Consider the following 15,003-nt stretch of genomic DNA (forward strand, 5'->3'; position numbering starts at 1 on the left):
TGGACATGAACGACACCACCCCAGCCGCCGCGGATTCTCCTGCGCCGGCTCCGCACAAACAGCGCCGCTGGCCGCGCCGCGTCGCCATTGGCGTCGTCGTGACCGGCGCCATCGTCGGCGGCACGCTCTGGTACCTGGGGCGCGAAACCACGCTCCAGATGATCGCGCAAAAGGTCGCCGCGTCCACCGGCGGCAAGCTTACATTGAGCGGCGTATCCGGCTCGCTGTACGGCGCCATGCACATCGAGCGCCTGACCTGGCGCACCGACGAGCAGCTCATCGTCGCCAACAAGATCGACCTGCAATGGTCTCCCCGCCAGATCGTCTCGCGCGGCATCCTGGTCGACACGCTGCACGCGGCCAACCTGCGGGTCGAGACGCTCAAGGAAAGCGAAGAGCCGAGCACCATGCCGGTCAAGCTGGCTGCGCCCTTCCCCATCTCGATCGAGGACGCGCGCCTGAACCGGGCCACCTTTGTCGCCAATGGCGCCGAAACCCATATCGACAATATCCGCCTGCGCCTGGAAGGCAACAAGACCCGCTGGCAGATCCGCGACGCCGCCGCCGTGACGCCCTGGGGCGACGTGACGGCCGCCGGCAGTATCCAGGCCCAGCGTCCCTTCAAGATCGACGCCACCGCCAGCCTGAGCCAGTCGCAAGCCAAGGCCGGCGCACGCGCGGCCCAGCTAAAAATGAAGGTCGGCGGCGACCTCGAGACGACCCTGCTCGACGCTACCGGCCAGGCCGGGCGCGCCGTCGGCGAAGCCCACATGGTGCTGTCGCCGTATGCAAAAATTCCGCTGCGCTCGATGCGCATCAGCGGCCGCAACGTCGATCCGGGCTTCTTCAACCCTTCGCTGCCGACGGCCGACCTGACCTTCGCCGTCAACGGCCAGCTGGATGACAAGCGCAACATCAGCGGCAGTGTGAATATCGTCAACGAGGGGCCCGAGGGCACCATCGACCAGCAACGCCTGCCGCTGCGCGCCATGCGCGGGCAACTGGGCGGCAATCTCGATGCGCTGCAAGTGTCCGACGTGCTGATGGACTTCGGCGGCGCCGGACGCTTTACCGGCACAGGCGGCGTGGAGCGCGGTGCCGATGCAAAAGGACTCGGCGTTGCGCGCTTCACCCTGCGCACCGACCGCTTTGACCTGAAACAGATCCACTCCAGCATGAAGCCGACCGCCATCCGCGGCGACATCCAGGTGACCAATGCCGGCAAGACGCAGACCCTGCAGGCGAACCTGCTGGACAAGGGCTTGCGCCTGGCGGCACTGGCGACGCTGGAAGACAACGTCGTCACGCTGCGCGAAGGCCGACTGTCCGCCGGTAGCAGCAGCGTCGATGTCACCGGCACCATGAGCCTGCTGAAGGACAAGGCCTTCAAGGCCAGCGCCAGCGCCAGCCGTTTCAACCCGGCCGCTTTCGGCGACTATCCGCAAGCCGACATCAATGCCAGCGTCAACGTGGCCGGCGCCCTCGCTCCGGCCTGGCGCGTGGATGCCGACTTCGCCGTCCGCCGCAGCCGCCTGTTCGACCAGCCGCTGTCGGGCGAGGGTAAATTGCGCGCCGATGCCAAGCGTATCAGCGGCATCGATGCCGACCTGGCCCTTGGCCAGAATACCGTCGCCCTGAACGGCGCTTTCGGCGGCAGCGGCGACCGCCTGCAGTGGCGCGTCGACGGCCGCCAATTGGCGGCGGTGCGCAGCGATTTGTATGGCGCCGTGGTCGCCAATGGCGTGGCCACCGGCACCATGCAGGATCCGCGCACCACCTTCGAAGTCAATGCGAATGGCCTCGGCTGGGTCGCGGCGCAGCGCAAGGACGCCGGCGGCACCCTGAATGCGAAAGGCGAAGCTTGGCTCGCCGGCCCAGATGGTGCGCGCACCGTGGAAGCGAAACTGGCCGGCACCGCCCAGCGCTTCAACCCGGCCGCATTCGGCTCACCGCTGGCCGGCTCCATCAACGCCAATTTCAGCGGCAGGGGCCGCGGCGGCGCCGACTGGCGTGCCGCGTTTGATATGCGCGTGCAGGATTCGACGCTGTCGAAATCCCCGCTGTGGGGCCATGCCCGCTTCAGCGCCGACCGCCGCCACGTATCGGATGCCGACGTCGACCTGCACGTCGGGGCCAACGTGGTCGCTGCCAAGGGCAGCTTCGGTGCGGGCAGCGACCAGCTGACCTGGCGCATCGACGCGCCGCAGCTGGCGGCGCTCGGCCCTGATTACAGCGGCGTGCTGCGTGGCCAGGGCAGCTTGTCCGGCACCATGGACACGCCCTCGCTCACCGCTGCCCTGGAAGGCCAGAACCTGCGCCTGCTCGGCACCCACAGCATCCGCGCGCTGCGCGCGAACGCCAACCTGGGCGCCGGCCGTGGCGCACGCGACGCGCTGGCCAGCGACGTGCAAATCACCGGGTACGTCAACGGCGAGACCCGCATCGCCTCGGCCAGCGTAAAGACCGAAGGCATGCGCGGCGCGCACACCTTGCGGGCCGCCGCGGTCGGCGAAGCCTTCGACGCGAACCTTGAGGTACGCGGCGGCTGGACGGGCGATACCTGGGGCGGCACGCTGGCGACCCTGCAGAACCGCGGACGCTACGCCATGTCGCTGCAGGCGCCGGTCCCGCTGCGCATCAGCGGCGCACCGGGCAGCGGCGTCATGGGCCTGGCCAAACCGGAACGGATCGCCTTCAACGGCGCCGTGATCAAGCTGGCCTCGGGCAGCATCACGGTGGACTCGCTGGTGAAGAACGGCCCGCGCTGGAACAGCCGCGGCCATGCCGACAACGTGCCCCTCACCTACCTGGCGCAGTTCTCGCCGGCGATCCGCGAGAATGCGCGCGGCGACCTGACCCTGGGCGCGCAATGGGCGCTCGATTTGCGTACCGCGACTGCCACCGGCGGCGCCCCGGCACTGGACGGCATGGTCCACGTGTTCCGCGAAAAAGGCGACGTGATCGCCGGCGGCGACAGCCCGGTGCCGCTCGGCCTGCGCCAGCTGGACGCGCGCGCCGACGTCCAGGCGGGCGCACTGCGCGTGCGCGTCAACCTGGACGGCACCCGCACCGGCACCGCGACGCTCGACGGCAGCGCCCAGCTGCTGCAGGGGCGCCTGGACCGCGACAGCCCGATGCGCATGACGGCCAACGCCAACATGGCCTCGATCGCCTGGCTGGCATCGTTTGCCGGCCAGCCCGGGCTGGAACTGGACGGCGCACTGCGCCTGGCGCTCACGGGCGCCGGCACCATCGGCACGCCTCGCCTGAACGGCAACGTCACGGGCGACAAGCTGGCGGTGCGCTGGGCCGAACAGGGCGTGCGCCTGCAGAACGGCGAGCTGCGCGCCCAGCTTGCGGGCGACGAGCTGCAACTGCAGCGCCTGTATTTCCAGGGCCGCCAGGGCAGCGCCACGGCCGACGGCTTCGTGCGCTTCTCGAGCGGCCTGTCGGCTGCCAATCTGAAAGTCACGGCGGACAAGCTCGAGGTGCTGTCGCGCCCTGACCGCACCGTGGTCGTGAGTGGCAATGCCGCACTGGTGCGCGACGCCAAGCAGTTCACGCTGGAAGGCAATGTGCGCGCCGACCGTGCGCTGATCGAATTCGCTCCGCAGGGCCGGCCGACCATGTCGGATGACGTCATCGTGCTGGGCCAGGGCGGCGCCAAGCCGGTGCCCTCGAACAAGGAACCGGAAATGCCACTGTCGATCAACCTGCGCGCCGACCTGGGCGACGAGTTCCGCCTGCGCGGCCTGGGCATCGACGCCACCCTCGCCGGCAACGTCCGCGTACGCAAGATCGGGGCTGCCGCTCCACGGATCAACGGCACCATCCGCGCCGTCGAAGGCAATTACGCGGCCTATGGCCAGAAACTGGCGATCGAGCGCGCCGTGATGACCTTCAGCGGCGCCTACGACAACCCGGCGCTCGACATCCTCGCGGTGCGCAAGCGTCCGGAAGGCGAGCAGCTCTCGCAGACCAACGTGGAAGCCGGCGTGCAGGTGCGCGGCACCGCTCAGTCGCCGGACGCGCGCCTGGTGTCGACGCCGAACGTGCCGGACAGCGAGAAGCTGTCCTGGCTGGTCTTAGGCCACGGCATGGAAGGCACGAGCGGCAACGAGAAGGACGTGCTGGCGGCCGCTGCGGGCGCCCTGCTGGGCGGCAAGGGCGGCAGCGGCGGATTCACGCAGAAGCTGGCGAGCTCGCTCGGTGTGGATGAACTGGGGCTGAGGCAGGCCAACGGTAGCGGGACCGGCCTGGAGGGCACCGTGGTGACGGTGGGCAAGCGCATCTCGTCGCGCGCCTACCTGAGCTTCGAACAGGGCGCCACCACGGCCTCGAGTCTGGTGCGCCTGCGCTACAAACTGACCCCGAGGATCTCGCTGCAGTTTCAGACCGGCACCAATACCGCCCTGGATGTGCTGTATTCCTGGGCGTTCGATTAGTGGAAGACGCTCGGCTTCGGATCGGGGACCGGCTCTTCGGTCTGGGGCGTATGGCCGTGGCCGGGCTGGTGGTGCGGATGGGGCGTATCGAAGGGCTCAGGGCTTGGTTCCTCGATCGGGGCCGGGTCGGGTGCGCGGTGCGCCTGGATGGGGAAACTCATCGGAACATATTCGTGCGAACTCGTGCGCAAGGCGGCATTCATGGTGCGGATCTCCTCGAAAAAAACGGTGTGATCACTTTATCATGATGCGGTGCCGGCCGCCCTCCGGGGCCGCCTCCCGTGCGGCATCCGCCCCCTCCATTACAATGGCGGACTTGACTCTCTTTAGCGCCACATGGACCTCTCGATCACCACCCTCGCCCTGCTCGTCCTGACCCCGCTGCTGGTCTGGCGCGTCTACAACCGCATCAAGGCCCGCATGGCGCGCCAGCGCTCGATCGTCTCGCGCCACTACACCGGCGTGCTGGTGTTCGGTGCGCTGGTCATCGTGCCGGCCGCGCAGCTGCTTGACCAGCCCTACAATCTGGGTGCGCTGGTGGTCGGCGCCCTGTTCGGCATCGGCTGGAGCGTGTGGGGCCTGAAGCTCACGCGCTTCGAGGATACGCCGCAGGGTTATTTCTTCACGCCGAACGCGCGGCTGGGCATCGTGATGGCAATGATCTTCGTGGCGCGGGTGCTGTATATCGGCGTGGAGATCTATGCGAACCAGGGCAAGGGGATTCCTGCGCCGAAGCTGACGGATAGCCCGCTGACCATGCTGTGCGTGGGGCTCACGGCGGGCTACTTCGGCTACTACTCGGCGGGGCTGCTACGCTGGCGCCGCAAGATGCGCAAAGCGCTCGATGCAGGGTGATCGGGTATCGTCGCTTGACACCGCTTGGCCGCGCTTCGTAGGGTGGGCAATTCGTAGTTCAGGCCACTGGCCTGAACTACCTAGCCCACGCGTTCAACCAGCCGTGCGATTCTAGATGCTAGCGGTGGCGGGCCACGGCGGCGTTAATTCGCGCCACCTCGACGCGCACGTCTGGCACTCCAATTACCAAACGAGCCCAGTGATTTCCGGCTAGTTCGATCACGATGGTCTGCAGCTTGCGCATGGTATAGCCGAACTGCTTGTCACCGTCTTTAATGAAGGTGCCCGCCGCGATCAGGCCGGCGATGTGAGTGCCCGGGATGCGCAGACCGAGTGCTCTGCCGCCATAGCCATTGTCCTCAGTCGCGCCGCGAACTTGGGCCAGCGGCACGCGAAAGCTACGGCGCAGACCAGATCGATTCCCATGCCGCTAGGTGGACAATGAGTTCGCGGTCGCTTAGTTCGAGTCGGGGCATCGCTACTCCTTGCTGGGTTCATGAGTGGGCAACATGTGCTCGCCTCTAACTTCAGACGTTTGCTGGCGATTCTCGGCACTGAAAGAATGTTGGCCGCGATCCGGGCGTATGCCCATTTTCTGACGCTACAAGGCCTGCTTGAAGCGTTTTCCCTGCTGGCCTTGATGAGAATGTCCAAACGGGACAACGTGGCCTGGAGCGCCTCTATACATCTTAAGGGCACCCTTCATTCATACAAATGGACTACCAGCCCATCTATTTGAGTTCTGACACGGGCTGGGCCGAATGCAGACATTCAGTACGGCTCAGTGTGCAAGCCACACTGCCTTGAAAACTAACCAAAAATAGCGCGCAGACATCAAGCTTGGCGCTTGATAATCCCGGCGCTCAGCGCAATGACCAGCCCCGACAGCGACAAGGCCCCCAGCGCCACCATGATGCTCGCCTGCGCCGCGATATAACCCAGCACCGGCGGCGCCAGCAGCAATCCCCCATACCCCAGCGTCGCGACCGCCGCCACGCCCGCGCCTGCGCTCATGCCAGGAATCCGCGCGGCGGCACCGAACAACAAGGGCACTACGTTTGCAGCCCCGATCCCGATCAGCGCAAAGCCCGCCGCTGACAGCAGCAAGTGCGTGCTCAGCACCGCGGTGGCCAGTCCCGCGAACATCGCCAGCCCGCCCAGCACCATCACGCGCATCGCGCCGAAGCGCAGGATCAGGCGGTCGCCGGCGAAACGGCAGGCCGCCATCGCGATCGAGAAGGCGGAATAGCCCAGTGCCGCCGTCGCGGGTGCGGCCGCGGTACGCTCCTGCATCAGCAGCGCGCTCCAGTCGACCAGCGCGCCTTCCACCGCGAAGCACAGCAACGCCAGCAGGCCGAGGCTCAGTGCGGCGCCGAACGGCAGCTGGAAATGGCTGCCGGCTTCATGGCTCGGTGCGAAGGCCATTACGCGCTTGCTTGCTACCGCCAGCGCAAGCGCCGTGACGATGGCCATGGCCAGCGCGCCCCGCCCGTCGCCCCAGCCCTGGCTGATCATCACGGCGCCCAGCGCTGCGCCTAGCAGGCCGCCAAGGCTGAAGAAACCGTGGAAGGACGACATGGTCGGCAGGCCGCGCGCCGTTTCTACCTCGCTGGCATTCGCATTCATGGCCACGTCCAGGGCGCCGTTGCTGATGCCGAAGGCAAAGGCGACCAGGAACAGCAGGCGCAGGTCGGTCACGCCCATGACCACGGCCAGCGCCGCCGCAAAGGCAAAACCGGCGACCAGCGTCATGCGGCGCGTGCCCCAGCGCGCGGTGAAGCCGCCCATCAGCGGCATCGCCAGCAAGGCGCCGGCGGCGATGGTGAGCAGGACCATGCTCAGGGTCGCGGTGTCGATGCCGGTGCGCGCCTGCACGACCGGCACGTGCGCGGCCCACAGGCCGATGCCGGCGCCATTGAGCAGGAAAACGGTGGAGATGGCCCAGCGTGCGGGCGAGAGGGAAGCGGGAAGCGGGGTCATGGCGGGTCTTTGCGGCGGTAGGCAGGCAAGGGGCGGCTGCGACTATCGCGGCCGATCTGTTGTCCTGTCGAGTCGGCACGACTTTACGCAAACGGGCGCCAACTTGCAAATCCACGCCGGGCCTTGATAAGGCGCGGTCATGCAGGACAGGTAGCAATAGTCGGCCCTACTCGAACTTGCTACACTCGGCCGCTGCACTTGATTCCCCGGCATGCGCAATCCGCGTCGTTTTCCCGCGATCCGTCGCATGGTCTGATGCACGCACCCGTAGCCGCGCCATACTAGCCCCATGAAACCGACCACCTTCTTCGCACGCGTTCCGCTCATGTGGCGCGCCTACATCGCCGGATGGAGCCTATACGGCGTCATCGTCGGCTTCGTGCTGCAGGCCGACACCCTCGACCAAGGCGTGCGCTGGCTCGACCTGCTGCAGGGCGCCTACAGTACGATCCCCGCCGCCGCCCTGCTGGCGCTGGTGTGGCCGCTCACCGGCCGGCTCGAGGCACGCGCGGTGCGCGGCTTTGCCCTGGTCGCGATCCACGCCTGCGCGGCGCTGTGCTTTGCCGTCGGGTCCCACCTGCTGACGTTAGCGATGCTGGGCGCGGTCACGCGCTCGATCCAGTGGCATGCCTGGCCTTTCATGTATAGCCTGATGAGTTATGCCTTGGTCGCCGGGATTTTCCACACGGTACGCGCCGGCATGGCCGCCCAGCAGCAGGCGCTGGCCGCGCAGCAGGCGCGCACGCTCTTGGTGGCATCGGAGCTGAGCGCGCTGCGCAACAAGCTCAATCCGCACTTCCTGTTCAATACCCTGCACTCGATCATCGCGCTCACCCAGCGCAACCCGGCCGCCGCCGAGACGGCGCTGTTCCAATTTTCGGACATGCTGCGCTATGTGCTCGACACGGAACGCAGCGGCAGCGACCGCGTGACGCTCGATGCGGAACTTGGTTTCGTGCGCGACTACCTCGAGCTGGAGCAGCTGCGCCTGGGCGAGCGCCTGCACGTCGAGTGGGACCTCGATGATGACGCAGGCGACCATCCGCTGCCCGCGCTGTCGCTGCAGCCGCTGGTGGAGAACAGCATCAAGCATGCGTTCAACCCGCACAGCCGGCCGGGCATCCTGCAGATCCGCACCCGCCGCGACCCTGCTTCCGGCGCGCTGACCATGACGGTGCGCGACACCGGTCCCGGCGCCGACCCTGCGGCCGTCGCAGCCTCAAACGGCCTGGGCCTGCGCACCGTCGAGCGGCGCCTGCAGCTGGACTACGGCAGCCGCGCCGCACTGCGCGTGCAGTGCGCGCCGGGCGCGGGCTTCAGCGTCGCCGTCACCATTCCCGCCGTGCGCCAGGAGAGCTACGCATGACGACCAAAACCGCCTTCTTCGCCGAGGACGAACCGCTGGCGCGCGACGTGCTGCGCGACGCCATCTATGCCCACCCGTGCCTGCGCCTTGTCGGCGAAGCGTCCGACGGGGCGGGTGCACTAGAACGAATCGAGCGCCTGCGTCCGGACGTCGTGTTCATGGATATCCAGATGCCCGAGATGACCGGGCTGGAAGTGCTGCGCCGGCTCGACTACCTGCCGCAAATCGTGTTCACGACGGCCTACGACCAGTATGCGGTGACCGCGTTCGAGCTCAATGCAGTGGACTACCTGCTCAAACCATTTACGCAAGCGCGGTTCGCGGAAGCCGTGTCGCGGCTGCTGGAGGGCGCTGTGCATGCGCGCGAATCGCTCGAAGGCGCGCTAAACCAGGCGGGCAGGCCGCTCGCTGCCCCGGCGCGGCTGGAACGCATCCTCGTGCGCGACCGTGGCCGCATCTTTCCGCTGGCCGCCGGCGACATCGAATACATGAAGGCGGATTCAAAATACACCGTGATCGCGGCGCGCGGCCAGCACTTCCTGGTCCGGATCGGCATCTCGGAACTCGAAGCCCAGCTCGACCCGGCGCGCTTCGTGCGCATCCACCGCTCGGCGCTGGTGAATCTCGATTTCGTCGAGTCGATGCGGGCGGACGACCAGTCGCAGCTGCAGATCCACATGCGCGACGGGACGGTGCTGGGTGCGAACAGGGATGCGTCGCGCATCTTGCGCGACATGGCAGTGTGATACGCCCACGCAGCGAGCTCCGCGCGACGGCCAAAAAAAGGACGCCGAAGCGTCCTTTTCACAAGTAGCGGAAATTAGTTGCCGCAACCTTTAGCCTTGATGCGGTCGTAGGCAGCTTTTGCCTGCACCAAGCCATAGCCGTACTGGGTATCGCGTCCGGCCGGGCCGAGGTCCAGTGCGCTGTTGTTCAGCGAGGTACGGAGCTGTGCGGCGCTACAGCCTGGGAAGTAGCTCCACACCAGGGCGGCGACGGCAGACACATGGGGGGTCGCCATCGAGGTGCCGTCATAGTAGGCGTAGTTGCTTGCCTTGACGCTCACCGTCGCGCTCTGGCCGAGCCGTGCCTTCATGGCCATGCCGTCGGTGTCCGATGCCGTCACCGATGGAATGCTGGTCACGGTGCTGCCCAGCGTGCCGCCGAACGCGCCTGCCACGTTGTTGTACACCACCGCCCCGACGCCACCGCTGGTCTGGCAGTTCGACACCTTGGTCGCGAAGTCGATGCTGCCGCGCTGGATCAGGCAGACCTTGCCGGCGACAGCGCCATTCACCTGGTCGCCAAGCCCGAAATCGGCGAGCGGTGCGCTTGCAGTCTTGACAGGCGAACCTTCCATCGTCGCGGCGGCGAAGGCGACGCCGCCCACGGTCAGCGCGGCGTCGATACCGCTACCCATCGGCACCGTGGACAGTACGCTGACGCCAGGCGCCGACAGCTCGACCTTGTTGTTGTACTGCGAGAAGCTGGCCCACTGCTTGTTCTCGTCCAGGGCGCCGGTCGACATCACGCTGTGATAGTTGGCCGGATAAGACACGGCACGGTTGCCGTCGTTACCGGCCGCCGCGACACTCAAGACGCCCTTGGCATACAGGTTATCGAAGGCGACCTGCTCGGTCTGGCTCCTGCGATCCCCACCCAGCGACATGCTGATCACGTTCGCGCCTGCCGCCCCGCACTTGTTGGCGGCCGAGGCCAGGGTCGAGGAATAGGCCCAGCCGTCCTTGCCGAACACCTTCACGATGTGCAGCTTGAGTTGGCGGTTGGCGTTGACGCCGACCAGGCCGGTGCCGCTGTTGTTGATCGCGGCGATGGTGCCGGCCACGTGGGTGCCGTGGTGGTTTTCGTCGCTGTACCACCAGCCGGTGCCGGCATCGTATTCGCCAGTCACGTTGTTGCCCGACAGGTCTTCGTGGGCGCGGTCGTAGCCGGAGTCGATGATGCAGACCTTGCGATTGGCGGCGGCGCTGTCCGGCAGCTGGTCAGCCTGTACCAGCTTGATGCCGTAAGGGACCAACTGACCCTCTGCATAGGGCATACCTGTCGAAGGACTGGTCAGGGCAAATGGACGGCGCACGACGTCCTCTTCGATGTACTGCACGTTCGGGTTGTTCTCGAGGCCTTTCAGGGCGACGGCGGGCACTTCGATTGCCATGGCGTTCATGCCGAAGATCTCGTGCTTGACGGCGCCCTTGGCGGCGCTGACCGCGGATTTGACGTTGGCGGCGGCGCCAGGCTTGAACGCGACGATGACGCGCGTCGTTGCGGGTGGGGCAGCCTGCGCGCTACCGAATGCGCCGGCGGCGACCAGGGCGGCCAGGCAAATGGTGAGGGGCTTCGATGCGCGCGTTTCTTTGCTGATCATGTGTCTTCTCCGTTGGATACTGATGATGACGCCGAGGCTTGCGGCTGCGCCGGTGTTGTCTCCGGCCACATGTATGCACATGTGATCAGGCAGTGTATTTCGAAAGCGCCAACGCGAGCAAAGAACTCACCATTTATGTGAACGAAAACAGACTCAGCAGTTTATTATTATTTTCTCAAAGAAATTTCTAATAAAACTGCGCTGCGACCATGCCCCACCCCGACCCGGACAACCCGTACCCCCTGCCAGGCTTCCCGCAAGTCTGCTTCCTGAAAAACCTGGTCACGCGCCCGAACATCGAGGTCGGCGCATTCACCTATTACGATGATCTGGACGGCGCCAAGAACTTCGAAAATAACGTCCTCTACCATTTTCCCTTCATCGGCGACCGCCTGCGCATCGGCAAATTCTGCGCGATCGCGCGCGGCGTGAAGTTCATCATGAACGGCGCCAACCACCAGATGGACGGGATCTCGACCTATCCGTTCTTCATCTTCGGCAATGGTTGGGAAGGCGCGCGGCCAGCCGAGGGTGAGCTGCCGTATAAGGGCGATACGGTCATCGGCAACGACGTCTGGATCGGCTTCGATGCCTTGATCATGCCTGGCGTGCGTATCGGCGACGGCGCCATCATCGCGGCGCGTTCGGTCGTGACGAGCGACGTGCCGGCCTATGCCATCGTGGGCGGGAACCCGGCCCGGGTCGTGCGCCCGCGTTTCGATGCCGACCACGTGCGCAGGCTGCTGGCGCTGGCCTGGTGGGACCGCCCGCTAGAGTGGATCACCCAGCACCTCGACCTGATTCGCGGAGGCGACATTGCGGCGCTCGAAAGCGCCGCGCGCAACTGAGGAAGCGCCCGGGTAGGCGTTCAGCCGACCCGGATCCAGGTCGTCTTCAGCTCGGTGTACTTGTCGAAGGCATGCAGCGACTTGTCGCGCCCATTGCCCGACTGTTTATAGCCCCCGAAAGGCACGGTGATATCGTCGCTGTCGTACTGGTTGACGTGCACCGTGCCGGCCCGCAGGGCGCGCGAGGCGCGGATCGCCTTGCTCATGTCGGCCGTCCACACGCCGGCGGCCAGGCCGTAGGGCGTGGCATTCGCCTGCCGCACCGCTTCGTCGAGATCCGTGAACGACAGCACCGACAGCACCGGCCCGAAGATCTCCTCGCGCGCGATGCGCATATCGGCCTCGACGCCATCGAACAGCGTCGGCTCGATGAACAGGCCGCCGCTGTCCTGCCGCACCGCATTGCCGCCCGCCAGCAGGCGCGCGCCGCCAGTCTTCCCCTCTTCGATATACCCGAGCACCGTCTTCATCTGGATCGGGTCGACGATGGCGCCCATCACCGTGGCTGCATCGAGCGGGTCGCCCGGCGCATAACGCGGTATCAGCGCCAGCGCCTTTTCTAAAAAGGCGTCCTTGATCGAGGCTTCCACGAACAGGCGCGAGGGCGCATTGCAGCTTTCGCCCTGGTTGAAATAGATCGAGCCGATCGCGCTTTCCACGGCGGCGTCCAGGTCGGGGCAGTCGGCGCAAACGATGTTGGCCGACTTGCCACCCAATTCGGTCCAGGCGCGTTTCAAATTCGACTGGCCGGCCATCTGCAGGATCTGCTTGCCCACGCGCGTGGAGCCGGTGAAGCCGATGCAGTCGACGTCCATGTGCAGCGCCAGCGCGCTGCCGACCTCATTGCCGTACCCGGGCAGCACGTTGAACACGCCGGGCGGCATGCCCGCCTCCAGCGCCAGTTCGGCCATGCGCAGGGAGGTGAGCGGCGCCTTTTCGGATGGCTTGAGGATCACGCTGTTGCCGGCGGCGAGCGCCGGAGCGATCTTCCAAGACGCCATCAGCATCGGGTAGTTCCACGGGATGACGGCCGCCACGACGCCGACCGGCTCGCGCTGGATCAGGGCCAGGCTGTCTTCTGCCGTGGGGGCCACCTGGTCGTAGATCTTGTCGATGGCCTCGCCGTACCAGCGGATGCAGTTCTGCGCCTGCTGCACGTCCACGCTCAGGCTGTAGCGAATTGGTTTACCCATGTCGAGGGTTTCCAGCAGCGCCAGCTCGTCGCGGTGCGCGAGCATCAGGTCGGCGAAGCGGATCAGGATGCGCTTGCGTTTGGCGGGCGCCATGCCGGCCCAGCGGCGGTCTTCGAAGGCGGCGCGGGCACTGGACACGGCCGCATCGGCATCCAGGCCGTCGCAGCGCGCGACCTCGGCCAGCTTGCGGCCGTCCACCGGCGAGAGGCAGTCGAAACGGGCGCCGCTGCGGGCTTCCACCCGAAAGCCATCGATGAAGGCGCGGCCGTCGATGGCCAGGCTGGCGGCACGGTCGTGCCAGGAGGTGGTGGAGTTGCTGCTATCCGACATGTCGGTTTCCTTCCCTGTTGAACAACACTCGATGCCAAATACTAGCAAACTTGGATCCAGCGGCCAGATTCTGCCTTTATAATCGCGGATTTTCCGCGCGAACATTTTTCTCTTCGGAGCACCGACCGCATGAACACCACGTTGATCGTTTTCGTCGCCCTCTACCTGATCGGCACGCTGGGAGTCGGTGTGTGGGCGGGCACGCGGATCAAGAATACCAGCGACTTCGCGGTGGCCGGACGCAGCCTGCCGCTGATCATGGTGATTACCACCACCTTCGCCACCTGGTTCGGCGCCGAGACCGTGATGGGTATCCCGGCCAAGTTCGTGCAGGGTGGCCTGAATGCCGTGATCGAAGACCCGTTCGGGGCCGGCATGTGCCTGATCCTGGTCGGCCTGTTCTTCGCCTCGAAACTCTACAAGCTGAACCTCTTGACCATCGGCGACTATTACCGTCAGCGCTACGGCAAGGGCATCGAGATTTTCTGCTCGGTGGCGATCATCCTGAGCTACCTGGGCTGGGTGGCGGCGCAGATCACCGCGCTGGGCCTGGTGTTCACGGTACTGACCAATGGCGCGATGTCACATTCGGTGGGCATGTTCGTCGGAACGATGGCCGTGCTGATCTACGTGGTGGTGGGCGGCTTCCTGGCCGTAGCGATCACCGACTTCATCCAGATGATCGTGCTGGTGGTGGGCATGAGCATCATCGCCATCTTCGCGGCGGATCTCGCCGGCGGCGCCGACAAGGTGCTGGCGATGGCGCAGCAGGCCGACCTGTGGCGCGTGCTGCCGGAGCCGAGCTTCACCGACATCATGTTCTTCGTGGGCGCGGCCGTCACCATGATGTTCGGCTCGATTCCGCAGCAGGACGTGTTCCAGCGCGTGATGTCGGCCAAGGACGCCCCGACCGCGCGCGCCGGCGCCGTGATCGGCGGCGCCAGCTATATTTTGTTCGCCTTCGTGCCGATGTTCATCGTGGCCGCGGCCGTGGTGGTGATGGGCGGCCAGGCGATGGACATTGCCAAGAACGACTACCAGCGCCTGCTGCCGACCTTCATCATGACCAAGATGCCGCTGGTGATGCAGATCCTGTTCTTCGGCGCCCTGCTGTCGGCCATCAAGAGCACCTCGTCGGCCACGCTGCTGGCGCCGTCGACCAGCTTCGTCGAGAACATCCTGCTGAACCTGCGCCCCGGCATGAAGGACAAGCAGAAGCTGCTGGCCATGCGCGTCACGATCGTGATCTTCGCAGCGACGGTGCTGCTGTATGCGATCGCGATGGAAGGCACCTCGATCTACGAGCTGGTGTCGAGCGCCTACCAGGTGACGCTCGTGGGCGCCTTCGTGCCGCTGGTGATGGGGCTGTACTGGAAGCGCGCGACCACGCAGGGGGCGATCGTGTCGATCGGCGCCGGCATCATCGTGTGGCTGCTGTTCTTCCCGCATTTCACCAGCTGGGGCGAGCATTTCCCGGGGCAGCTGGCGGGGCTGGTGGCGGCGTTTGTCGGGATGTTTATTGGGTCGCTGATGCCGCAGGTGTTTAAAAATGGTGGAGAGCCGGCGAAGCATATTGCGGTGAATGCTTGAGTTGGCACTG

The 15,003-nt window shown here is 66.0% G+C and carries 11 protein-coding genes; 6 read left to right on the forward strand and 5 right to left on the reverse strand.

The window, feature by feature from the left end; genetic code table 11:
• The first annotated feature begins 5 nt into the window (after positions 1-5).
• Positions 6-4,445, forward strand: coding sequence for a translocation/assembly module TamB domain-containing protein (locus AC56K1_RS17495; protein ID WP_497159072.1), 4,440 nt, complete (start codon positions 6-8; stop codon positions 4,443-4,445).
• Here the strand turns inward: AC56K1_RS17495 and AC56K1_RS17500 are convergent.
• The gene (locus AC56K1_RS17500) at positions 4,442-4,606 is read right to left on the reverse strand and encodes a hypothetical protein (protein WP_497159073.1); all 165 of its coding nucleotides are present in this window, start codon (positions 4,604-4,606) and stop codon (positions 4,442-4,444) included. The two genes, AC56K1_RS17495 and AC56K1_RS17500, sit on opposite strands and share 4 nt — an antisense overlap.
• Before the next feature lie 175 nt (positions 4,607-4,781).
• On the opposite strand from AC56K1_RS17500, the gene AC56K1_RS17505 reads away from it, so the two are divergent.
• A complete protein-coding gene (locus AC56K1_RS17505; protein ID WP_497159074.1) occupies positions 4,782-5,300 on the forward strand; it encodes a CcdC protein domain-containing protein in 519 nt (172 codons plus the stop codon).
• A gap of 118 nt (positions 5,301-5,418) precedes the next feature.
• Here the strand turns inward: AC56K1_RS17505 and AC56K1_RS17510 are convergent, their stop codons facing one another.
• Both AC56K1_RS17510 and AC56K1_RS17515 read right to left on the reverse strand, forming a co-directional pair.
• On the reverse strand, positions 5,419-5,691 hold the full coding sequence (locus tag AC56K1_RS17510) for a hypothetical protein (protein ID WP_497159075.1): 273 nt from the start codon (positions 5,689-5,691) through the stop codon (positions 5,419-5,421).
• A gap of 443 nt (positions 5,692-6,134) precedes the next feature.
• A complete protein-coding gene (locus AC56K1_RS17515) occupies positions 6,135-7,280 on the reverse strand; it encodes an MFS transporter (RefSeq protein WP_497159076.1) in 1,146 nt (381 codons plus the stop codon).
• A 289-nt stretch (positions 7,281-7,569) separates the two neighbouring features.
• Here AC56K1_RS17515 and AC56K1_RS17520 point away from each other — a divergent pair, with 289 nt between their 5' ends.
• The gene (locus tag AC56K1_RS17520) at positions 7,570-8,646 is read left to right on the forward strand and encodes a sensor histidine kinase (protein ID WP_497159077.1); all 1,077 of its coding nucleotides are present in this window, start codon (positions 7,570-7,572) and stop codon (positions 8,644-8,646) included.
• The gene (locus tag AC56K1_RS17525) at positions 8,643-9,392 is read left to right on the forward strand and encodes a LytR/AlgR family response regulator transcription factor (RefSeq protein ID WP_497159078.1); all 750 of its coding nucleotides are present in this window, start codon (positions 8,643-8,645) and stop codon (positions 9,390-9,392) included. Before AC56K1_RS17520 ends, AC56K1_RS17525 begins: the two co-directional genes overlap by 4 nt.
• Positions 9,393-9,466: 74 nt before the next feature.
• On the opposite strand, the gene AC56K1_RS17530 is transcribed toward AC56K1_RS17525, so the two are convergent.
• On the reverse strand, positions 9,467-11,032 hold the full coding sequence (locus AC56K1_RS17530) for a S8 family serine peptidase (RefSeq protein ID WP_497159079.1): 1,566 nt from the start codon (positions 11,030-11,032) through the stop codon (positions 9,467-9,469).
• A gap of 209 nt (positions 11,033-11,241) precedes the next feature.
• On the opposite strand from AC56K1_RS17530, the gene AC56K1_RS17535 reads away from it, so the two are divergent.
• Positions 11,242-11,880, forward strand: coding sequence for a Vat family streptogramin A O-acetyltransferase (locus AC56K1_RS17535; RefSeq protein ID WP_497159080.1), 639 nt, complete (start codon positions 11,242-11,244; stop codon positions 11,878-11,880).
• A 20-nt stretch (positions 11,881-11,900) separates the two neighbouring features.
• On the opposite strand, the gene AC56K1_RS17540 is transcribed toward AC56K1_RS17535, so the two are convergent.
• Complete coding sequence (locus AC56K1_RS17540; protein ID WP_497159081.1) at positions 11,901-13,403, reverse strand: aldehyde dehydrogenase; 1,503 nt, start codon at positions 13,401-13,403, stop codon at positions 11,901-11,903.
• A gap of 129 nt (positions 13,404-13,532) precedes the next feature.
• Between AC56K1_RS17540 and AC56K1_RS17545 the strand changes: the two genes are divergently transcribed.
• The gene (locus tag AC56K1_RS17545) at positions 13,533-14,993 is read left to right on the forward strand and encodes a high affinity choline transporter 1 (protein ID WP_497159082.1); all 1,461 of its coding nucleotides are present in this window, start codon (positions 13,533-13,535) and stop codon (positions 14,991-14,993) included.
• Positions 14,994-15,003: the final 10 nt, after the last annotated feature.

The organism is Telluria sp. ZB4P37 (genome assembly GCF_059685855.1).